This window comes from Cupriavidus gilardii (assembly GCF_008801915.1).
Lineage (GTDB): Bacteria > Pseudomonadota > Gammaproteobacteria > Burkholderiales > Burkholderiaceae > Cupriavidus > Cupriavidus gilardii.
On record NZ_VZOV01000009.1, the window covers coordinates 162,775 to 184,543 of the forward strand.

Genomic DNA, 21,769 nt, shown 5'->3' on the forward strand with positions numbered 1-21,769 from the left:
CCGTTTTTGCTGGAGCCATTTTGAAAGAGTCCATTCTGTCCGAGCTGCTGCTGCAACGGCTGGAACGGCCGGCCGACGGCAGCGCCGACAAGGCCGGCATGCACATGAACCGGCAGGTCTACCAGATCATTCGCCAGGAAATCCTTGCGGGTACGATCCCCGCGGGCTGCAAGCTGCCCGCTTCGCGGATGCTGGCGAAAGAGGTCGGGGTGTCGCGCAACACGGTGCTGTACGCCTACGAGCAGTTGTTGGCCGAGGGCTATGTCACGGCGTCGACGGGAAGTGGCACCTTTGTGTCGCACACCTTTCCCGACCATAGTGCATTGCACAAGGTTGGCGCCGGCAATGGCACCATCACCGTGCCTGCAGCGCAGCAAAACCCGAACCGCTTTGCGTTGTCGCGGCGCGGCCAGCATCTGGTGTCGCATGCCGGTGCGTCAGATCGCCAATGGGGCGCGTTCATGGCCGGCGTGCCCGACGTCTCGCTGTTCCCGCGCGCGGTATGGACCCGGCTGCTGAACAAGCATTGGCGCGAGCCGCGTCCAGAGCTGCTGACCTATGCGCACAACGGCGGCTATCTGCCGCTGCGCCGCGTCCTCGCGGAGCATCTGCGCCTGGCCCGCGGCGTCCGTTGCGATGCCGAACAGATCATCATGACGACGGGCATCCATCAGGCGATCGACCTGATCGCGCGCCTGCTGGCCGATCCCGGCGACAAGGCCTGGATGGAAGACCCGGGCTACTGGGGCACGCGCAGCCTGCTGTCGAACTCGGGCGTGGAGCCGATCCCGGTCCCGGTCGATGGCGAAGGCATCGCACCGGACGCCGCCACGCTGCAGAATCCGCCCCGCTTCATCTTTGCGACGCCGTCGCATCAGTACCCGCTCGGCACCGTGATGAGCCTGTCGCGCCGGCGCATGCTGCTCGAATACGCGCGCCAGCGCGGCGTCTGGATCGTCGAGGACGACTACGACAGCGAATTCCGCTTCGAGGGCCGCCCACTCGCTTCGCTGCAAGGGCTCGACGAGCACGATCGCGTGATCTACATGGGCACGTTTTCGAAGACGCTGTTTCCCGGCATCCGCATGGGCTTCATGGTGTTGCCCAAACCGCTGGCCCCGCATTTCGCCATCGGCCTGTCCGAGCTGTTCCGCGAGGGACAGCTGATCCAGCAGGCCGTGCTGGCCGACTTCATCGAGGAAGGGCACTACGCCACCCACATCCGGCGCATGCGCTTGCGTTATGCGCAGCGGCAGAGCCTGCTGCGCGAAGCCATCGCCGAGCGCTTCGGCGCGGACTGGCCCACGTCGACGCACGAGGCCGGGCTGCACCTGGTCATGCATCTGCCGCCCGGCGCCGACGACCTTGGCATCAGCATGGCGGCACGCACGCAGGGCCTGAGCGCGCGGCCGCTGTCGCGCTATTACTGCGACGAGACGCAGGCGCGGCAGGGACTGCTGATGGGCTATGCCTGCGTGCCCGAGGAAGAGATCGGACCGGCGTTCCGCAAGCTCGCCGAGGTCATCGAGCCGGCCATGGAGCATCTGGCCCGCAAGCAGGAACCGCGACGCGAGTCGCCGGTGAAGATCAACCGCGAGGCGTGGAGCGGCGCGTGACCGCACCGCGCAATGCCGCGCCCTTTTCCCCTACCCCTTCGCTCCCGCTACAAGACTCGTTCATGGCAATCTCCAACACCCAAACCCCATCCGCGCCGGCGAACCGCGACGCCCTGCTGTCCGAACTGGCCGCCGCGCTCGATGCCGCCGGCCTGCAGACCGGCGACGACATCGAAACGCGCTTTCGCAAGGACTGGTACGCCCCGCTCGATCCGGAGCCGCCGATCGCCGTGGCGCGGCCGCGCAATACCGCCGAGGTGTCCGCGGTGCTGGCGATCTGCCATCGCCATCGGCAAGCGGTTGTGCCGCAGGGTGGCCTGACGGGACTGGCCGGTGCCGCGACGCCGGCCGGCGGCGAACTGGTGCTGTCGCTGGAACGGATGCGCGGCGTCGAGGAGATCGACGATCAGGCGGGCACGATGACCGTGATGGCCGGCACCACGCTGCAGGCCGCGCAGGAGGCGGCGCGCGCGGCGCACTGGCTGCTGCCGGTCGACCTGGGTGCGCGCGGCAGCTGCCAGATCGGCGGCAATATCGCGACCAACGCCGGCGGCAATCGCGTGATCCGTTACGGCATGATGCGCGACCAGGTGCTGGGACTCGAAGCGGTGCTGGCCGACGGCACCGTGCTGACGTCGCTGAACAAGATGCTGAAGAACAACGCCGGCTACGACCTGCGCCAGCTGTTCATCGGCAGCGAAGGGACGCTCGGCGTGATCACGCGCGCCGTGTTGAAGCTGGCGCCGCTGCCCGCCAGTACGCAGACCGCGCTGTGCGCCTTGTCCCGCTACGAGGACGTGGTGCAGCTGCTGCGCCATGCGCAGCGCAAGCTGGCTGGGAGGCTGTCCGCGTTCGAGGTGATGTGGGCCGATTTCTACGAGCTGGTGACCACGCGCGTGTCCGGCGTGCGTGCGCCGCTGCCCGCGGGCCATCCGTTCTACGTGCTGCTCGACCTGCAGGGCGACGACGCCGGCCAGGACGGGCCCGTCTTCGAGTCGATGCTGGAAACCGCGATGGAGGCGGGGCTGATCCAGGACGCCGCGGTCGCGACCAGCGACAAGGAGGCGCAGCGCTTCTGGCAGTTGCGCGACGCCGTCGCCGAGTTTCCCGTGATGTGGGCGCCCAACGCCGCGTTCGACGTCAGCCTGCCGATCGGCCGCATCGGCGAGTTCGCGCAGGCCTTGCGCGCCGCCGTGCTGGACCGATGGTCCGAGGCCGAGCTGGTGAACTTCGGCCACGTCGGCGACAGCAATCTGCATGTCAGCGTCTATCTGCCCAACGTTGCGCTGCCCGACTTTCCGGAGCACGAGATCAGCGAAGTGGTCTATCGCGTCGTGCAGGAATTCGGCGGCAGCATCTCGGCCGAACACGGGATCGGCACGCACAAGAAGCCGTTCCTCGGATGTTCGCGTACGCCCGAGGAACTGGCGGTCATGCGTCTGCTGAAGCGGACGCTCGACCCGCACCACATCCTGTGCCCGGGCCGGGTCGTCGATCTGGAGTAAATCGCCGAGCGGGCGCCGCATCGCATGAGGCCGCACGCCTCGACGGTTCGGCCGCTATTCGGCCGCTATTCGGCAGCTATTCGACCGTTTATTCGCCCATTATTCGACGGTCGCCGCGGCCTTGACCGGACTGCCGCGCAGCGTCGCCTCGCGCAGCCGCACGACCAGCAGCGGCGCCAGCAGCGAGACCGCGGCGCTGGCGAGGAACAGCGCGCGGAACGAACGTTCCGCGGTCTGCCGCACCGCCGCCGCCTCGGCGCCATCGCCCAGCGACAGCACCTCGCGGAACAGATGCATCAGCACGTCCTCCCCACCGGGCAGCGGGCTGACCGCCATGCCGCTATGGCGCAGCAGCGCGATCAGCACCGTAGTCAGCACCGCGACCCCGACCGCGCCGCCCAGCATCCGCGAGAACGCCGTCAGCGCGGTGGCAACGCCGACCTGCTGCGGCGGCACCGCGTTCTGCGTCGCCACCAGCGCGCTGGGCAATTGCAGGCCGATCGCGAGGCCGAGCGCCACCATCACGATGCCGGTCAGCACGACGGCACGCGGGTCCACGAAGGCCAGCGCCGCAATCGCCAGCGGGGCGGCGGCGGCGCCGATCAGTTGCAAGGGCTTGTAGCGGCCGCTCCAGGTCATCAGCCGGCCCGCGATGAAGGCACCGAACGGGATCGCCAGCGTCAGCGGCACCAGCCGCAACGCCGCGCTGTCCGCCTGCGCGCCGCCGACCACCTGGAAGCGCAGCGGCAACAGCACCGACATCGCGATCAACTGGAAGAAACACAGGAACAGCGTGATGCAGCAGATCGCCACCGTCGGCACGCGCAGCATTGCCAACGGAATCACCGGATCCGCCGCGCGGCGCTCCTGCCAGACGAACACCAGCAGCGCCGCCACGCCGCCGCCGAGCAGAGTCAGCGAGTCGGCGCGCCAGACATCGTGGCCCTGGCCCAGCCGCGTCAGGAACACCAGCACGCCGGTCAGTCCGCCGCCGAACAGCAGCGCGCCGAGATAGTCGATCCGATGCTTGCGGCCGCCGGCCGCAGGCAGATGGCGCAGCGCACGGCGCACCGTAAATAGCGCCAGCAGGGCCAGCGGCAGGTTGATCCAGAAGATCCAGCGCCACGACAGATAGTGGGCCAGGTAGCCGCCGATCACCGGTCCCGCCATGCTGGCGACCGCCCACACGCCGCTGACATAGCCCTGATAACGGCCGCGCTCGCGCAGCGGCACCACGTCGGCAATCGCCGCCTGCGACACCGAGATCAGCCCCCCGCCGCCGAGCCCCTGCAGGATGCGCGCGACGATCAGCTGCGGCATCGTCTGCGCCAGCGCGCACGCGATCGAGGCCAGCAGGAACAGCACGATCGCGAACGACAGCACCGAGCGCCGGCCGAGCACGTCGGACAGCTTGCCGTAGATCGGCGTGGCCACCGTCGACGCGATCAGGTAGGCCGACACGACCCAGGCCATCACATCGAATCCGTTCAGGCGTAGAGCGATCTCGGGCAAGACCACGGCCACGATCGACTGCTCGAGCGCACCGAGCAGGATTGCCAGCATCAGGCCGAAGATGACCTGCATCACCGGCACCGGCGGGGACCCGGTCGGCTCGCCCGACTGAACAGGCTTTGGCGGAATGGAGGGGACCGCAGGCGAGGCCGGCGACCCAGCGGAAGCCGCAACGGAAGCAGCCGCGCCGGCAAGGCGCAGGCCAGAACGAAGGGGAGCGATCATCGGGCGGGCAAGGAGAAACAACATAGCCGATGCACGACCGCGCTGGCCGGACCGGCTTTTCTAATGAAGGACAGACGGCTATTGTAGGCGCTTGCTTAAAAGTGTGCCTTTCGGCGCGCTTTTACTCGCCCCTGCGGCCTTTGGTGCTGTCCAACGTGGCAAACAAGTCTTTTGCCAGGGCTACACAGTCGTCGTAGCTCCGGGCGAATTGCCGCCGCTCGATCTGCGCGAATTGCTTTTCAAGGATCGGGCGCCGTCCAACGACCTGGTCCATGAACGCGGCTGCGTGTCGTAGCAAGAACGGCGCTGCGCCCTCGAGCGCGTCGCGATCCTGTTCGACAACAACAGCCAAGTCGAACAGGTCGCGTGCGGTCGCCCGGTCGCCTCGGTGGTACAGCTTCTTTGCAACGATCTCGGTCGCGGTTTCGACGCGAACCGGCCGCCCCATGATTTCCCAGACCTCAAATGGATCGTCGGTCAGGTTTGGGGAAGCCACAAAGTCGACCTCCCCGGAATCCAGGACGAGTTTGACGAAGTTTCCCTGCTCCACATAGTCGGAGGTAATGGCCTCTGCCACATCGCTTAGACGTGGTGTCACAAAGCCGAGGTACTGCGGATCAGGGACGAAGATATCGATGTCCTTCGACATGCGATGGTCGTAACGCAGCATCAATACCGTGCCACCGCCAAACGTCCAGAGCGGCTCGATGCCTCCATGCGTCTTCACTTCCTCCATCAGCGTTAGCGCATGCGGAAATAGGGCCTCCCAAGGGTCGCCGCGGAGTTTCACCGTCATGCCCATAGGCCACCCCGCGTCGCCGTCAGCTCACGCGCCATCCGGCGCAGGTTCTTCCAGATTTCGGTGGGCTTCCGATCGTGGCGCGTGGCCACTTCCGCCACCATCTTCGTCACCAACTGCAGCGGCGCCTCATCCAGGATTTGGGCGACTTGGGGCTGCAGTTCGTCGGGAACTTGTCCGCTGATCAGCGCCTGCTCCAGTGCCATTGGCGTCAGCTCACCGGAATAGCTGGTATTGGCACCCTTCGCCGCCATCCATACCGCCCGCGCGGGGCGACCCCGCTTCTGTTCAGGGTCCGCAACTTCCAACGTCAGCCCCAGAACGTCCAGAAGACGGCCAAGCGTGTCTACGGTGACGTTGACATGGCCGTGCTCGATGCCGTTCAAGGTTTGCCGCGACAGCACCGCCATATCTGCCAGTTGCTGCTGGGTCAGGCCCAGTTGGATTCGTTTGCGGCGAATGGCGTTGCCAAGTAGAGCGACGTTCATTTGGCGCCTCCAGTTTTTGTCAATTATAGACGACAAAAACGGAGCGCCAAATCGCCCTTCCTGGCTCCGGTCGACCACGCAAATTGGGACGCGGTCTACGTCCCAACTACGTTTCAGAAACTCTGCCAGTCATCTGCGCCAGCAGCCGGCGCTCCCGCAGCGGCCAGAGCGGCGGGCCGCACCGGCGTGCCACGGGACTTCGCGCCTGCTGCGGCAGCACCGTCGGCGCGAGAGACCGCCGGTGTCTTGGGAGTGGGTGCGGTCGTGGCCGCACGCAGCGAGGCGGGGCTTGCGGCCGATGCAACCTTGGCACCCGGCGCAGCTTTGGCAATCGGCGCCGCCACGGCGAGCATCGGTTCCCGAGCCGGGTCCGTGGCTCGCGACAACGCCACCGTCGCCTCCTCGACACGGAACTTCGCCGCGTCCTGCACCAGCCCCGCAGCCTGCTGCTGCAGGCTTTCGGCGGCGGCCGCGGCCTGTTCGACCAGCGCGGCGTTCTGCTGGGTCACGCTCTCCATCTGCGCGATCGCGCGGTTGACCTGCTCGATGCCGGTCGACTGCTCGGCGCTGGCGGCAGAGATCTCGCCCATGATGTCGGTCACGCGGCGGACCGCCTCGACGATGCCGTCCATGGTGCCGCCGGCCTGCTCGACCTGGCGGGCGCCGACTTCGACCTGCTCGACCGAGCGGTTGATCAGCTCGCCGATCTCCTTGGCCGCCGCCGCGCTGCGCTGCGCGAGGCTGCGCACCTCCGCCGCGACCACGCTGAAACCGCGCCCCTGTTCGCCGGCGCGCGCGGCCTCGACCGCGGCGTTCAGCGCCAGGATATTGGTCTGGAAGGCGATGCCCTCGATCACGCCGATGATCTCGGCGACCTTGGCCGACGACTGCGAGATGCCCTGCATCGTCTCGACCACGCTGCGCACCGTACGTCCGCCCTCGGCGGCCACCGCCGAGGCGTTGACCGCGAGCTGGTTGGCCTGGCGGGCGTTATCGGCGTTCTGGCGCACGGTCGAGGTCAGCTGCTCCATCGACGCGGCGGTCTGCTCGAGCGAGGCCGCCTGCTCCTCGGTGCGTTGGGACAGATCGGTGTTGCCCTTGGCAATCTCGCGCGTGGCGCCGTCGATCGCGCCCGAGGCGCCCTGGATGCCGCGCACCAGTACCGACAGTTCGGCGAAAGCGCGCTGCATCGCCTTCAGCATCCGGCCCATCTCGTCGTCGCCCTTGGCGCGGATGGCGAAGGCCAGATCGCCTTGCGCCAGCGCTTCCGCCGCGGCCAGCGCCTGCCGCGCCGGTCCGGCGATCGAGCGGGTGATCGCCACGGCCAGGCCGACGGCCAGCAGCGCGGATACCGCGCCGAGCGCGAGCAGCAGATTGCGCGTGAACAGATAGTCGGCCTGGGCCTGCTGCACGGCCTCGGTGGCCATCTTGCGGCCCGAGGCGATCAGCGTGTCCAGGCGTTCGAAGTACGCTGCCTGCGCGGCCGGCAGCGTGACGATCAGACCGGCACGCGCGGCGACAAACTCGCCTGCCTGCAGCTGCGTCAGCAACTGATCGAGCTGGGTGTTATAGGCGGCGCGATGCTTGCCAAGCTCGTCGAACACCTGCTTGAGGCCGGGATTGTCGGAGGCGGCAATCAGCCTGGAGAGATCGTCGAGCGTGGCGCTCATCTGCTTGCGGCGCTCGTTGACACGGCCGACGTTCTGCTGGACCACGGCCGGGTCCTCGGTCAGCACCGCGTCCCGCACCATGATGCCGATGGCCTGCGCGCCCTCCTTGACGCCGTCCAGTTCCATCACCTTCAACAGACGCTGCTCGACGGTCGTCCGCATCGAGGCATTCATATCGCCCAGCGCGAGCAGGCCGAAACCCGCCACCACGGCCAGCAACGCCACCATCGCGGCAAAGGCTGCCGCCAGGCGCGCGCCAATGCCGAAATGCTTCCACCCTCCCATACCGCCCCCTCTTCTCGTAGTCGGCGCCGCGCGCGTGTGCGCGGCGGTGCTTCGCTAACGGCAAGAAGAAACGCTTTCTTGATGGCAGCCGATACGGCCCCGTATGGCTATCGGCGGTCAGAGGTCAGGAAAAACGAGCGGCAAGCGCGGGGCCATGGCGAAATGGCAAACAAGGGGCAAAAACCCCCTCAACTCCATCGATTGCCCGGAACAGGACGGGTGTCCAATTGACACCGAGCATCCGGTATTCCGCCCGAGGCGGGCGAAGACGTCCGGCATTGCACAGGACGCGGGCAAAAAAGAAGCCCACGCGCGGGGTGCTCGTAGGCTTTCCAGGACTGCTAGAGCCGATTGGCTCGCGGCCGACTATAGCGGTGCTTAGATGAGGTGTAAATACAGTTTCCATCAGGGTAAATGCCGATAGTGGCACTTACTTTGTTTTACAAATAAAACAAGGAAAGATCGCCCCGATCGCTGCCGAAAAGCGGCGAGGTGAGTACGTACTCGGATGGGAACCCGCTTCGGCCCGCAGTTCGCTTCAAACGCTGCGCCGAGCGAAGCACTTTACGCCGAGAACAGCTGTGGTTATCGGCACATGTATGCAAGCACTTAATTAGAGGTTTACCTCTAGACGCATGTCACGGCTTCTTCGATCCCCGAGTTGTAAAAATTTGTTACCCTCCGGGCCGAAGTATTCCCCTTCTCTTCTGGCAGCACGCCAGTCCGACCGTCGAGGCAACACATCCGCGAACCACAAGCGCCACGGCCGCAAGGACACGCGATGACTTCCCCCGCGCCGGTACCGAGAGCGAATGTTTCATCCCTCGCCAGATCGGGCTCTCGCCAATACGGATACCGTCGTGCTGCATCCGTGCCGGCTCGTGCCTGATCCCCGTACCGTTGTCTGCCGACAGAACCCTATCGGGCTCGACCGGAGAAGTCGTGAAGTATCAGGAAATCAGAAGTATTCGCCCGGGCCGTCAGCTCCAGGACCGACAACTGGCCTTTCACCGCGCCAGCCGGCATCCGGTAGTGCTGCATCTGACCAGTGGCGTGCGCCTGCACGGGGTCGTGGTCGGCGCCGACGCCTATATGGTGTTGCTGGCCCTGGCTCCCGGCGACCCGGCGCCGCAGATCGTCTACAAGCATGCGATCGCGGCAATCACCCCGGACAACGTCGACGGACAGCCGATCGAGCTGCCCCACGACGAGGTGCCGCCCGAGTTCGTCCGGCTCTTCACCCCTCGCACGCGGTCCCGGCGGCGGGCCTGAGCCAGTCCCAGAGCCGCCCCCAGCCTTGCAATGAACCATTTCCGCACCGCCGACTGAAAGTCACTCTAAACCTTTCGGCAGCCCGGTCGATAACCTTGGCAACGGAGGCACTTCACGCCCTGCAGTGCAGGCAGCCAACGTTACGGCACCCGCCGGAATGCGTAAAACATTGCAAATAGGAGTCGTACCATGGCGCAAGTCATTAATACCAACTCGTTGTCTCTGATGACTCAGAACAACCTGAACACGTCGCAATCGGCGCTGAACACCGCGATCCAGCGCCTGTCCTCGGGCCTGCGTATCAACAGCGCCAAGGACGACGCGGCTGGTCAGGCGATTGCCAACCGCTTCACCGCCAACATCCGCGGCCTGACGCAAGCTCAGCGCAACGCCAACGACGGCATCTCGCTGGCTCAGACGACCGAAGGCGCGCTGACGGAAGTCAACAACAACCTGCAGCGTATCCGTGAACTGTCGGTGCAAGCCGCGACCGGCTCGAACTCGGCTTCGGACCTGCAGTCGATCCAGGACGAAATCAAGCAGCGTCTGGAAGAAATCAACCGTGTCTCGGAACAGACCCAGTTCAACGGCGTCAAGGTTCTGGCCAAGGACACCAAGATGAACATCCAGGTCGGCGCGAACGACGGCGAAATCATCGCCATCGACCTGAAGGAAATCACCGCCAAGACCCTGGGTCTGGACGGCTTCAACGTGTCGGGCCCGAAGGGCACGCCGGCCGCTCTGGTCGCCGCCGACTACCAAGCCGCCTACGGCGCCACGACGCAAGTCACCGGTACGGCCGTGAGCGAAGCCAACGCTGGCGACTTGGCCTCGCGCCTGGGCGTCGCTGCTGGTAGCGTTGCCCTGGCCGCCACGGCCGAGAAGGACGAAAACGGCAACTGGTTCGCCACCGTGACGATCACCGCCGCCGACGCAACCGAAGTCAGCACGCTGAAGGCCAAGGGCTTCGAAGTCGAAGCAACCGTTGCGAAGGAGTTCTACATCGCTCTGGATCCGCAATCGGCCGACCTGTCGACCCCGACCTCGGCCGCTTTCGCGCTCGACACCGCCAACATCCAACTGTCCAGTATCACCTCGGGCGCGAGCTCGAACCCGCTGGCCAAGCTGGACGCCGCCCTGTCGAGCGTCGACACGCTGCGCAGCTCGCTGGGTGCGGTGCAAAACCGTTTCGACTCGGTGATCTCGAACCTGGGCACCACGGTGACCAACCTGTCGGCTTCGCGTTCGCGCATCCAGGACGCTGACTACGCAACGGAAGTGTCGAACATGACCCGCGCGCAGATCCTGCAACAAGCTGGTACCTCCGTGCTGGCGCAAGCCAACCAGACCACGCAAAACGTGCTGTCGCTGCTGCGTTAATTCGCAACGGCGCGGAAGGCCGGGCCGCAGGCCCGGTTTTCCGCTGGGAATGCTTTGCAGGCAGTTCGCTGCCTGCAAAGCGTTTCTTGGGACGCGTTGACGTAGACAAGCTGAACAACAAAGGCAAAAGACTATGGCTACCATCTCCAACATCGGTGTCGGCTCCGGACTCGAACTTGGCGCGCTGCTCGAGAAACTCGAGGCCGCGGAAAAGACGCCGCTGAAGCTGCTCGAGACCCAGGCGTCCAGCTACCAAGCCAAGCTTTCCGCCTACGGCACGCTCAGCAGCGTGCTGTCCGCCTACCAGAGCGCCGCCAAGAAGCTGGCCGATGCGGCCACCTTCGGCGCCGCCAAGGCGGTGGCCGGTTCCGCCGACATCATGACCGCCGCGGCAGGCTCCAACGCCGTGCCGGGCACCTACTCGGTCAACGTCACCAGCCTCGCGCAGGCGCAATCGCTGGTGGGCACCAACGTCGCCAGCCAGACCACCGCGATCGGCACCGGCAAGATCACCTTCGAATTCGGCGCGCGCCAGGGCTACAACGAAGGCACCGGCGGCTACACCGATCCGCTGGGCTTCACCGCCGATGCCGCGCGCACCAAGACCGTCGAGATCAAGCCGGGCCAGAACTCGCTGCAGGGCATTCGCGACGCGATCAATCAGGCCAACGTCGGCGTGACCGCCAGCATCGTCAACGACGGCAGCGGCACGCCCTATCGCCTGGTGCTGACCTCGAACACGACCGGCGAACAGTCCAGCATGCGGATTACCGCGGACAGCCCCGAACTGAGCAATCTGGTCGGCTTCGATCCGACCCAGGCGGTGCAGCCGAGCGGCATGCAGGAGACGGTGCGCGCGACCAACGCCAAGCTCAAGATCAACGGCATCGACGTGGTCAGCCAGAGCAATACCGTCACCGATGCGGCCCAGGGCGTCACGCTGACGCTGAACAAGACCGGCACCAGCAGCCTGACCGTGACGCGCGACACCGAGGCGATCAAGGCCGCGATCCAGGGCTTCGTCACCGCGTACAACAACATCCAGAGCACGGCCAAGTCGCTGACCGCGTTCGACACGACCACCGGCAGCAGCGCCGCACTGAACGGCGACAGCACCCTGCGCTCGATCCAGACGAGCCTGCGCAGCATGCTGAACGTGCCGCAGCCGGACGGCAAGGGCGGCACCATCACGCTGTCGGAGATCGGCGTCTCGTTCACCAAGGACGGCACGCTGCAGGTCGACGACAAGAAGCTGACCAAGGCGATCAGCGAGAACCTCGGCGGCGTGACCTCTATGTTCTCGCACACCACCGGCGCCGGCGGCTACGGCAAGCAGATCACCGACGCCATCGACGACCTGAACGAAACCAACGGGGCGATCAAGGTTGCCACCGATGGCCTGACCGAGAGCCTGAAGGACCTCGAAGATCGCTACGCGCAGGTCGAGGACCGCGTCAACACGACCATCGAACGCTACCGCGCGCAGTTCACCCAGCTGGACCTGCTGGTCAGCAAGCTCAATCAGACCCGCAGCTATCTGACCGAGCAATTCGCCGCGCTGGCCAACCAGACCAAGAAGTAACCAACGGCAAGGACCGCCATCATGTACGCGCGCCAAGCAATCAACGCTTATGCCCGGGTCGGCGTGCAGACCGGGGCCATGAGCGCGAGCCCGCACAAGCTGATCGCCATGTTGTACGACGGCGCGCGCTCGGCCATCGCACGGGCCAAGTTCCATCTGGATGCGGGCGACGTGCAGGCGCGCGGCCAGGCCATCTCGAAGGCGATCGACATCGTCGACAACGGCCTGCGCGCGGTGCTGGACCACGACACCGGCGGCGAGATCGCCGCCAACCTCGAAGCGCTGTACGACTACATGACCCGCCGCCTGCTGCTGGCCAATGTGCGCAGCGACGTCACGCTGCTCAACGAGGTCGACGCGCTGCTGGAAAACCTCGCCACCGCATGGGCGCAGATCGGCGAGCCGGAAGCCGGCGACCACGCCGCGCAATCGGCGGCCCCGGCTCAGTCGGCGGCAGTTGCCGAAGCACAGGAGAACTGATGATGCGTACCGTGTCTCCTACCGTGCTGAATTACGAGGAACTGCTGGTGCTGTCCGAGCAGATGCTCGAGGCCGCCGAGGCGGAAAACTGGACCGCCTTCAACGACGTGCAGAAGGTATACCTGGCCGTCGTGGACCGCCTGCGTGAGCTCGAGCACAACGTTCCGGTCTCGGCCGAAGAACGGATGCGCCGCCACGCACTGCTCGACCGGATCCTGGCGTACGACGCCCGCATCCGCGACCTGATGCTGCCGCACCTGGCACGCCTGGGCCAACTGCTGGGCGATTCGCGCCGCCGCCAGAATCTTTCGCACGCCTACGGCAGCCTTGCCTGACCCTGCACCGGGTCCCGCTGGCCGTCGCCGGCGAGCCGGTGACCCAGCGGACCATCCGGAAGCCACCCCATGACCGCGATCCATCTGCCGCCCGGCTCGCCGTCAGGGCAAGGCCTCGATGCCAACACGCTGCGCGCGCAGGTGTCGGCCAACAAGCTGGCGGCGCTGATTCCAACCACCAGCCCCGGCGGCGCCACGGTCCGGCAATCCGACGGAACCGCTCCCGGCGCGGTCGAACTGCCGGTGCGACCCGGTCCACAGGGCCAGACTACGGCCACCCCGCCGACCGGCTCCACCCGCGAAACCCTCAGCTTCGCCGCCCGCACCATCCTTACCCTGCTGGCGCAGGGCTCGGCCGCGCCACTGCGCAGCGCCGGTCCACTGCTGGCCGTGCCGCCCACGCGGCTGCCCGAGGGAACCGCACAGGTACGGCAGGCGTTGATGCACCTGGTGCAGGACAGCGGGCTGTTCTATGAATCGCATCTGGCGCAATGGATCGCTGGCGAACGTGGGCTCGCGAGCCTGGCCCGCGAGCCGCAGGCCGGGATCGGCCGGCATCCCTATCCCGGGACCGGCGGCCTACCGCATGGTGGCACCGCCTCGGGTCAGGGACCGGCGGCTGGACCCTACGGCCAGCAGCCCGGTGCACCGATGCGGCCCTCTGGCACCGCTCCCCTGCCGACTCTGCCCTCCGCCTCGCCCGCCGACGCCCAGGCCCTGAGCAGCGCGATCCAGGCGCTGGCCGCCGCCGAACCGTCGCAGGCCGTGCTCGACGCGGCGTTGAATGCGGCCCGATCCGCGGCCAGCGCAGGGGCCGATGCCGGCGCCGACGATCCTGCCGCAGCACCGGGCGACACCGGTGCCCGCAACAGCGACGCGCCACGCGGCAACGAAACGCCGCGCTCGCTGCAGGCCGCTGCGCAGGCGTATCAGGCCGCCGCCAACGATGCCGCCCGCCAGGCCGGCTCGCAGACGCTGCTCAGCGCCAGCGACGACGCCCAGGCACGGCCGGATGCGACCGCCAATATGGCCAAGGCCGAAGCCGCACCGGCCATCCACCCGAACACCGAAAGCATCGTGCGCCAGCAGCTGGAGCTGCTGGCCACCCAGCAGTTCCGCTGGGCCGGCGAAGCATGGCCCGGCACGCCGATGCAGTGGGACATTGCCGAACGCCAGCACGAGCATGGGTCTTCCGGCGAGCACGGCGACGGCGCAGACGAGCGTACATGGTCCAGCCGCCTGGTGCTGGAGCTGCCTCAGTTGGGAACGGTGGAAGCGCGCCTGACTCTGACGCCGAACGGCCTGGAAACCCGGCTGGCGGTGCAGGAAGACCGCATCGTACGAATGCTGGACGACGCGCAGGGCCGCCTGCGCGAGAACCTCGGCGCGCGTGGCATCCACCTGCTGCATTTCTCGATCCGCCGTGACACCGACGCGGAGGGCGCCGCATGAGCCAGCAGGACTCGCCCCGCGGCGCCGCCGTCGCGCTGTCGTACCAGAAGAACGACGCGGCCCCGCGCGTGGTCGCCAAGGGCTACGGCCTGATCGCCGAATCGATCATCGCGCAGGCACGCGAAGCCGGCGTCTATGTCCATGATTCGCCGACGCTGGTCAACCTGCTGATGCAGGTCGACCTCGACAGCCAGATCCCGCCGCAGCTCTATACGGCGGTGGCCGAACTGCTGGCCTGGCTGCATCGGCTGGAAGCGGATACGGGGATCGTGCGGATCGAGTGAGGGTCGCCGCAGGCCCGATCCACAACGAAAAAAGGCGACCGCAAGGGTCGCCTTCGCGGGCAAGCGGGACGCTTACACCGCCATATTCATCACTTCCTGATACGCCATCGCCAGCCGGTTGCGCACCTGCACGCCGGTCTGGAACGAAATGCTGGCCTTCTGCATTTCGATCATCACGTCGTTCAGCGCGATTCCCGGCTTGCCGAGCTCAAACGCCTCGGCCAGGCCGTAGGCGCGTTCCTGGGCGCCGCTGATCTTCTGCAGCGAACGCTGCAGCTCGCCGGCAAAGCCGGTGGCCGCTGCCGGGGCAGTCTGCGAGGTCGTGCCCGCCGCGCTCTGCGCCAGGCCGCGCAGCTGCTGCAGCATGCCTTCGATGGAAGCAATCGAACTCATCGGTCTGTCTTTCCGTAATGGGGGGGCGCCGAAACAAAGTCGGCCGGCCCCTGATTGGGTCGGTCGGACGGGCGCGGCCGCGCCGCGCGGGCGGCCGTTCCCATCCAGCAGCCGAAGCGTACCCGTCGCCTTCGGCATGGCATAGGCCGAAATCGGACCGAAAAGCCGTCCTATTCCCCGGATTGTCTGTGCGCCCGGTAACCGATCATCGCTACCGTGCCGGGTCTGGCGGGTTCTCGCCTTGCCGCTCCCACCCGCATCCCTGGTTTGCCGCCAGCGATTGCATTAACGACACCGGCGCCCCTTTGTTTAACTATCGCGGAGAGTACGCGTGTTTTGTCTGCTGCGTGATCTGAGCCATGCCGACATCGGCCACCGCCAGGGCGGCGCATTGCGCCCCCGGCAAGGTTCGCCCCTGCCCGGCCGGCTCGGCGGGTCGGCCAACACGGAGGCCCGCGCATGAATGCCGCGGCCGTGCTGGGCAACCGCTCGGAATTGATCGAGCGCTTCAAGGGCAATCCGCGCCTGCCGCTGATGTTGGGCGGGGCCGCGCTGGCCGCCGCAATCGCGGTCGGCGTGCTGTGGTCGCGCAGCCCCGACTACAAGGTGCTGTACAGCAACCTGTCCGAACGCGACGGCGGTGCGGTGATCGCGTCGCTGCAGCAGATGAACGTGCCGTACAAGTTCGCCGAGGGCGGCGGTGCGGTGATGGTGCCGGCCGAAAAAGTCCACGAGACGCGGCTGCGGCTGGCGTCGCAGGGCCTGCCCAAGAGTGGCAACGCCGGCATGGAGTTGATGGACAACCAGAAGTTCGGCATCAGCCAGTTCGCCGAACAGGTCAATTACCAGCGCGGGCTCGAAGGCGAGCTCGCGCGCTCGATCGAATCGATCGCCGCGGTGCAGTCCGCGCGCGTGCATCTGGCCATTCCGAAGCCGACGCTGTTCGTGCGCGAGCGCCAGAAGCCGACCGCGTCGATCGTGCTGACGCTGCATCCGGGCCGGGCCATCGACGAAGGCCAGGTCGCGGCGATCAGCCATCTGGTGTCGTCCAGCGTGCCGGAACTGACGCCCAAGTCGATCTCGATCGTCGATCAGCATGGCAACCTGCTGTCGGGCAACGGCAGCAACGAGCGCATGCTCGATGCCACGCAGCTCAAGTATGTGCAAACGCTCGAGCGCACCTACGTACAGCGCGTCGAGTCGATCCTCGCGCCGATCGTCGGCCAGGGCAATGTGAAGGCCCAGGTCACCGCCGACGTCGACTTCAACATCGTCGAGCACACCGACGAATCGTTCAAGCCGAACCAGGACCCGACCCGCGCGGCGATCCGCAGCCAGCAGACCAGCGAATCGAACCAGCAAGGCGGCTCGCCGGTCGGCGGCGTGCCGGGCGCGCTGTCGAACCAGCCGCCGCTGCAGGCCGCCGCGCCGGTGGTCACGCAGCAGCCGGGACAACAAGGACAGCAAGGACAACAAGGACAGCAGGGTCAGCAAGGTCAGGCCGGCCAGCAGGCCCAGGGTCAGCAGGCCGGTACCGCGCAGGCCGCGCTCGCCGGCGCGCAGGCGGGCCCGAGCAGCAACCGCCGCGACTCGACCACCAACTACGAGCTCGACCGCACCGTGCGCCACGTGCAACAGGCGCCGGGCGGCATCCGCCGTCTGTCGGTGGCGGTGGTGGTCAACCATCGCCAGGTTGTCGGCGCGAACGGCAAGGTCACCAGCGAGCCGCTGACGGCCGCGCAACTGGCGCAGATCGAGAATCTGGCCAAGGAAGCGATGGGCTTCTCGCCAGCGCGCGGCGACTCGCTCAATGTGGTCAACAGCCCGTTCACCTCCGGCGACGAGATCAAGCCCGAACTGCCGCTGTGGAAGCAACCCGAGATGATCGAGCTGGCCAAGACCGCCGCGCAATATCTGCTGCTGGCTCTGCTGGCCCTGTTCGTGTGGTTCAAGGTGGCACGGCCGATCCTGCGCAAGTACACCGCGCCGCCGTTGCCGCCGCCAGCGGAGGCCAATGCGGCCGAGTCGGTGCTGCTGCCGGTCGAAGAACAGCAGCCGGATCCGGAAGTGCTGCGCCTGACCGCCAAATACGAAAGCGATCTCGCCCTGGTGCGCGACGCCGCGCAACGCGACCCGCGCCTGGTCGCCAGTGTGATCAAGAACTGGATGTCTAGCGATGAACGGTGAGGGCTTGCAGAAGAGCGCCATCCTGATGATGTCGCTCGGTGAGGATGCGGCGGCCGAGGTGTTCAAGCACCTGTCGCCGCGCGAAGTACAGACGCTGGGCTCCGCCATGGCGTCGCTGAACGCGGTCACGCGGGAAGAAATGGCGGCCGTGCTGGCCGAGTTCCGCAGCGAGACCGAGCAGTTCCTGGCGCTGTCGGTCGACTCGAGCACGTTCATCAAGAGCGTCCTGAACAAGGCGCTGGGCGAGGAACGCGCGCTGTCGGTGATCGAGGACATCCTGGAATCGCGCGACCCGGGCAGCGGCATCGATTCGCTGAACTGGATGGACGCGACTTCGGTGGCCGAGCTGATCCGCGACGAGCATCCGCAGATCATCGCCACGATCCTGATCCACCTGGACCGCCAGAAGGCCTCCGAGGTGCTGGCGCTGTTCACCGACCGGCTGCGCAACGACGTGGTGCTGCGGATCGCGACGTTCGGCGGCGTGCAGCCCGGCGCGCTGCAGGAACTGACCGACGTGCTTACCAAGCTGCTGGCCGGCCAGAGCCTGAAGCGCAGCCGCATGGGCGGCATCCGCACCGCGGCCGAGATCATCAACCTGATGAACACCACGCACGAGGAGGCGGTCATTGCCGGCGTGCGCCAGCACGACAGCGACCTCGCGCAGAAGATCATCGACGAGATGTTCCTGTTCGAGAACCTGCTGGAAGTGGACGATCGCGGCATCCAGCGCGTGCTGAAGGAAATCGCCACCGAGTCGCTGATCGTCGCGCTCAAGGGCGCGCCGCAGGAGCTGCGCGACAAGTTCATCCGCAACATGTCGACCCGTGCGGGCGAGATGCTGCGCGAGGACCTGGAAGCGCTGGGTCCGGTGCGCGTGTCGCAGGTCGAGGCAGAGCAGAAGAGCATCCTGCAGGTGGTAAGACGCCTGGCCGACGCCGGCGAGATCCAGATCGGAGCCGGCGACGATGCCTATGTCTAATCCCTACGCGCGGCAGGCGCTGGGCCACCATCTGGGCGGCCCGCTCGGCAACGAGCGCGACGATGAGCGCGACGACGGTTTCGGCGCACGCTACGAGCCGCGTGCACAAGCTCGCGCCGCAGTGCAGCCTCCGCCCGCCGCATCGCCATCCGCGTCCGCTGGGCTGAACCTGCGAGGCGGCCGCGACGGTGCGGGCTTCGAAAGCTTCGATGCGTTGGGGGCCGGCGAACGCCAGCCCGGCGGCAAGCGCGGGGACCGCGGCGGCGACGGCAACGGCTGGCGCCGCTGGAAGATGTCGGCCTTCGACGCGCCGCCGCCTCCGCCGCCCGCATTCGAAGCGGAACCGGAAGAACCGGCGCCGCCGCCGATCGACTTCGCCGCGCTCGACGCGATGCGCGAGGGCGCCCGCAAGGAAGGCTATGCCCAGGGCTACACGCAGGGCCAGACCCAGGGCTACGGCGACGGCCATCGCGAAGGCTACGCGCGCGGCCTCGAGACTGCGCGCCAGGAGGCCGCCCGCCTGCAGGAACTGGCCGGCACCTTCGCCAGCGCCCTGCGCCGCATCGACGACGAGGTCGGCCAGACGCTGATCGCGCTGGCGCTCGATGTCGCCCGCAAGCTGGTGCACGACACCGTCGCGCACAACCCTGCCGTGCTGCTGCCCGCGGTGCGCGAGCTGCTGGCCAACGAACCGGCATTGTCCGGCGCCCCCTGCCTGCTGCTGAACCCCGACGATATCGAACTGGTGCAGACGCATCTGGCCGGCGAGCTGGAAGCGGCCGGCTGGTCGGTGCGCGCCGATGCGACCGTCGCACGCGGCGGCTGCATCGCCAGCGCCGCCAGCGGCGAGCTGGACGCGACGCTGGCGACGCGCTGGAGCCGCGTGGTGAAAGCCCTTGGCCGCAACGATCCCTGGGAAGCGCCCGATGCGTGAAGCGATCGCCGCCGCCTCGACCGATGCCGCAGCCGGCGTGCCCGAGCTGCATGGCCAGCGCTGGCGCGATGCGCTGGCCGGCGCCGCCGCCAACGTGGCAGAGCTGGACAGCAAGCGCAGTTGCGGGCGGCTGACGCGCGCCGCCGGGCTGGTGCTGGAGGCCGTCGGCCTGCGCCTGCCGGTCGGCAGCGACTGCCTGATCGAAATTCCCGGCCACGCCGGCGCGGCCGGTCAGGGGCCGCGCATGGCGGAGGCCGAAGTGGTCGGTTTCGGCGCCGACCGCCTCTATCTGATGCCGCAATCGGACGTACTGGGCCTGGTGCCCGGCGCGCGCGTCTATCCGCTCGAACCGTCGCCGCTGCCCAGCGGCGACAGCGCGCCGCGCGAACCCGGCTCGAAGCGGCTGCCGGTCGGCGAAGGGCTGCTGGGCCGCGTGCTCGACGCCGCCGGGCGGCCGCTGGACGGCCTCGGCCCGTTGCAGGCCGCGCGTGAAGTGCCGCTGGCCGGCTCGCAGATCAATCCGCTGTCGCGCGCGCCGATCGATACCGTGCTCGATGTCGGCGTGCGCGCGATCAACGGCATGCTGACCGTTGGCCGCGGCCAGCGCATGGGCCTGTTCGCGGGCTCGGGCGTCGGCAAGAGCGTGCTGCTCGGCATGATGGCGCGCTATACCAGCGCGGAAGTGATCGTGGTCGGCCTGATCGGCGAACGCGGCCGCGAGGTCAAGGACTTCATCGAGAACATCCTTGGCGAGGAAGGCCGTGCACGCTCGGTGGTGGTTGCCGCGCCGGCCGACACCTCGCCGCTGCTGCGCATGCAGGGCGCCGCCTATGCGACGCGCCTTGCCGAATATTTCCGCGATCAGGGCCGCCATGTGCTGCTGATCATGGATTCGCTGACGCGCTATGCGATGGCCCAGCGCGAGATCGCGCTGGCCATCGGCGAGCCGCCTGCAACCAAGGGTTACCCCCCTTCGGTGTTCGCCAAGCTGCCGACCCTGGTCGAGCGCGCCGGTAACGGCGCCGAGGGCGGCGGCTCGATCACCGCCTTCTATACCGTGCTCGCCGAGGGCGACGACCAGCAGGACCCGATCGCCGATTCGGCGCGCGCGATCCTCGACGGCCATATCGTGCTGTCGCGCAGCCTGGCCGAGGCCGGCCACTACCCGGCCATCGACGTCGAGGCCTCGATCAGCCGCGCGATGACCGCATTGATCTCGCCCGAGCAATTCGGCTCGGTGCGCCGCTTCAAGCAATTGATGTCGCGCTACCAGCGCAACCGCGACCTGATCAGCGTGGGCGCCTACGTGCCGGGCGCCGATCCCGAACTCGATCTGGCGATCCGCCTGCATCCGCGCATGGAAGCGTTCCTGCAGCAGGACATTCACGAGCGCGCCGGCTACGGCGAATCGATCGACCAACTGCATCTGCTCTTCGACAGGAGCACAAATGGCTAAGACCTCTCCGCTGAACACGCTGGCCGACCTGGCCCAGAACGATACCGACACCGCCGCGCGCGAGCTCGGGCGGCTGCAGGGCCAGCGCACGCAGGCCGAGCAGCAGCTCGCCGCGCTGACCCAGTATCGGCAGGAATATCGCGCGCGCATGCAGGCGCTGATGCAGAGCGGCATGCCGTCGGCGCGCTGGCACGACTTCTCGCAGTTCCTCGATTCGCTCGATGCGGCCATCCGGCACCAGACCGAGGCGCTGGCCAAGGCCGAATCGCAGCTGCTGGCCGGCCGCGCCAACTGGCAAAAGCAGAAGCAGCGGCTGAACTCCTTCGACACGCTGATCCAGCGTGCCGAGTCGCGCGAGCAGCAGATCGCCGCGCGCCGCGAGCAGCGCGCCACCGACGAATACGCCGCGCGCCTGGCGCGGCAGCAGATCCGCAGCGGACACAACCAATAAGAACCCGATGATCGACATCAGCCAAATCGTCAGCGGCGGCACCGCGGCCGCCACCGCCCCGCGCAACCCGCAGCCGGCGTCTGGCGCCAGCGAGTTCGGCGATGCACTGGCGCGCGCGCGCCAGACGCAGCCCGGCGAAGCGCGCCCGGCCAGCCAGCAGCAATCGGCGGCCAGGAATGGCAAGGCCGCCGACGGCGCCGGCAAGAGCGCGGCCGAAACGGGCAAGAAAGCGGAGTCCCCTGACGCCAACAGCCAAGCCGAACCCGGCAAGACACAGGCGAATTCGGGCAAGGTCGGCGGCACGACCGAAGATCGGAAGGACAGCACCGACCTGGCCGACGGCGAGGCCGGTACCAGCGACACCGGCGCCGCGGCCGCCGCGGCACTGCTGGCCGCAATGCTGCCGGCAGCGCCCGCCGCCGCTGCTGCCCCTGCCGGAGCCGCCGGCACGGGCGCGGCGGCCAACCCCGCCGTGCCGGCC

At 67.5% G+C, this 21,769-nt stretch carries 19 protein-coding genes and 1 pseudogene; 15 read left to right on the forward strand and 5 right to left on the reverse strand.

What is annotated here, in order from left to right:
* The first annotated feature begins 20 nt into the window (after window positions 1-20).
* Together pdxR and F7Q96_RS13560 are read left to right on the forward strand one after the other, a co-directional pair.
* Window positions 21-1,616, forward strand: a complete 1,596-nt coding sequence (gene pdxR, locus F7Q96_RS13555; protein ID WP_170265847.1) for a MocR-like pyridoxine biosynthesis transcription factor PdxR — start codon at window positions 21-23, stop codon at window positions 1,614-1,616.
* Window positions 1,617-1,678: 62 nt separating this feature from the next.
* Window positions 1,679-3,121, forward strand: a complete 1,443-nt coding sequence (locus F7Q96_RS13560; RefSeq protein WP_053823476.1) for an FAD-binding oxidoreductase — start codon at window positions 1,679-1,681, stop codon at window positions 3,119-3,121.
* A 99-nt stretch (window positions 3,122-3,220) separates the two neighbouring features.
* Here the strand turns inward: F7Q96_RS13560 and F7Q96_RS13565 are convergent, their stop codons facing one another.
* The 4 genes from F7Q96_RS13565 to F7Q96_RS13580 all read right to left on the reverse strand — a co-directional run bounded on the left by F7Q96_RS13565 (window position 3,221) and on the right by F7Q96_RS13580 (window position 8,100).
* Window positions 3,221-4,705 (reverse strand): MDR family MFS transporter, encoded by a 1,485-nt coding sequence (locus F7Q96_RS13565; protein WP_151022830.1) that lies wholly within the window; start codon window positions 4,703-4,705, stop codon window positions 3,221-3,223.
* 274 nt (window positions 4,706-4,979) lie between these two features.
* Window positions 4,980-5,654 (reverse strand): nucleotidyl transferase AbiEii/AbiGii toxin family protein, encoded by a 675-nt coding sequence (locus tag F7Q96_RS13570; RefSeq protein ID WP_053824540.1) that lies wholly within the window; start codon window positions 5,652-5,654, stop codon window positions 4,980-4,982.
* A complete protein-coding gene (locus tag F7Q96_RS13575; protein WP_006577177.1) occupies window positions 5,651-6,145 on the reverse strand; it encodes a helix-turn-helix transcriptional regulator in 495 nt (164 codons plus the stop codon). Before F7Q96_RS13575 ends, F7Q96_RS13570 begins: the two co-directional genes overlap by 4 nt.
* 113 nt (window positions 6,146-6,258) lie before the next feature.
* Window positions 6,259-8,100 (reverse strand): methyl-accepting chemotaxis protein, encoded by a 1,842-nt coding sequence (locus F7Q96_RS13580; RefSeq protein ID WP_053823475.1) that lies wholly within the window; start codon window positions 8,098-8,100, stop codon window positions 6,259-6,261.
* Window positions 8,101-9,042: 942 nt separating this feature from the next.
* Here F7Q96_RS13580 and F7Q96_RS13585 point away from each other — a divergent pair.
* The 7 genes from F7Q96_RS13585 (at window position 9,043) to F7Q96_RS13615 (ending at window position 14,885) form a co-directional block, all read left to right on the forward strand.
* On the forward strand, window positions 9,043-9,372 hold the full coding sequence (locus F7Q96_RS13585; protein ID WP_053823474.1) for an RNA chaperone Hfq: 330 nt from the start codon (window positions 9,043-9,045) through the stop codon (window positions 9,370-9,372).
* 189 nt (window positions 9,373-9,561) lie between these two features.
* Entirely contained in the window at window positions 9,562-10,752 is a 1,191-nt protein-coding gene (locus F7Q96_RS13590) for a flagellin FliC (RefSeq protein ID WP_053823473.1), read from the forward strand.
* 133 nt (window positions 10,753-10,885) lie between these two features.
* The gene (gene fliD / locus F7Q96_RS13595; protein ID WP_053823472.1) at window positions 10,886-12,334 is read left to right on the forward strand and encodes a flagellar filament capping protein FliD; all 1,449 of its coding nucleotides are present in this window, start codon (window positions 10,886-10,888) and stop codon (window positions 12,332-12,334) included.
* Between the two features lie 21 nt (window positions 12,335-12,355).
* Entirely contained in the window at window positions 12,356-12,814 is a 459-nt protein-coding gene (fliS, locus tag F7Q96_RS13600) for a flagellar export chaperone FliS (RefSeq protein ID WP_053823471.1), read from the forward strand.
* Window positions 12,814-13,149 carry a flagellar protein FliT gene (locus F7Q96_RS13605; protein ID WP_053823470.1) on the forward strand — a complete coding sequence of 112 codons (336 nt, stop codon included), beginning with the start codon at window positions 12,814-12,816 and terminating at the stop codon, window positions 13,147-13,149. Before fliS ends, F7Q96_RS13605 begins: the two co-directional genes overlap by 1 nt.
* 69 nt (window positions 13,150-13,218) lie before the next feature.
* Entirely contained in the window at window positions 13,219-14,601 is a 1,383-nt protein-coding gene (gene fliK / locus F7Q96_RS13610) for a flagellar hook-length control protein FliK (RefSeq protein ID WP_053823469.1), read from the forward strand.
* Window positions 14,598-14,885, forward strand: coding sequence for an EscU/YscU/HrcU family type III secretion system export apparatus switch protein (locus F7Q96_RS13615; protein ID WP_053823468.1), 288 nt, complete (start codon window positions 14,598-14,600; stop codon window positions 14,883-14,885). The genes fliK and F7Q96_RS13615 overlap by 4 nt, the downstream gene beginning before the upstream one ends.
* Window positions 14,886-14,957: 72 nt before the next feature.
* Here the strand turns inward: F7Q96_RS13615 and fliE are convergent, their stop codons facing one another.
* A complete protein-coding gene (fliE, locus tag F7Q96_RS13620) occupies window positions 14,958-15,278 on the reverse strand; it encodes a flagellar hook-basal body complex protein FliE (protein ID WP_053823467.1) in 321 nt (106 codons plus the stop codon).
* 459 nt (window positions 15,279-15,737) lie between these two features.
* Between fliE and fliF the strand changes: the two genes are divergently transcribed.
* From fliF to F7Q96_RS13650, 6 genes and pseudogenes are all read left to right on the forward strand, one after another.
* Window positions 15,738-17,465: a flagellar basal-body MS-ring/collar protein FliF gene (fliF, locus tag F7Q96_RS13625; RefSeq protein WP_053823466.1), complete on the forward strand. Its 1,728-nt coding sequence runs from the start codon at window positions 15,738-15,740 to the stop codon at window positions 17,463-17,465.
* On the forward strand, window positions 17,455-18,447 hold the full coding sequence (gene fliG / locus F7Q96_RS13630; protein WP_053823465.1) for a flagellar motor switch protein FliG: 993 nt from the start codon (window positions 17,455-17,457) through the stop codon (window positions 18,445-18,447). Before fliF ends, fliG begins: the two co-directional genes overlap by 11 nt.
* Window positions 18,440-19,381 carry a flagellar assembly protein FliH gene (gene fliH, locus F7Q96_RS13635; protein ID WP_151022832.1) on the forward strand — a complete coding sequence of 314 codons (942 nt, stop codon included), beginning with the start codon at window positions 18,440-18,442 and terminating at the stop codon, window positions 19,379-19,381. The genes fliG and fliH overlap by 8 nt, the downstream gene beginning before the upstream one ends.
* Window positions 19,374-20,837, forward strand: coding sequence for a flagellar protein export ATPase FliI (gene fliI, locus F7Q96_RS13640; protein ID WP_053823464.1), 1,464 nt, complete (start codon window positions 19,374-19,376; stop codon window positions 20,835-20,837). Before fliH ends, fliI begins: the two co-directional genes overlap by 8 nt.
* The gene (gene fliJ, locus F7Q96_RS13645) at window positions 20,830-21,288 is read left to right on the forward strand and encodes a flagellar export protein FliJ (RefSeq protein ID WP_053823463.1); all 459 of its coding nucleotides are present in this window, start codon (window positions 20,830-20,832) and stop codon (window positions 21,286-21,288) included. The genes fliI and fliJ overlap by 8 nt, the downstream gene beginning before the upstream one ends.
* A gap of 7 nt (window positions 21,289-21,295) precedes the next feature.
* Window positions 21,296-21,769, forward strand: a pseudogene (locus F7Q96_RS13650) (hypothetical protein); the annotation flags it as partial.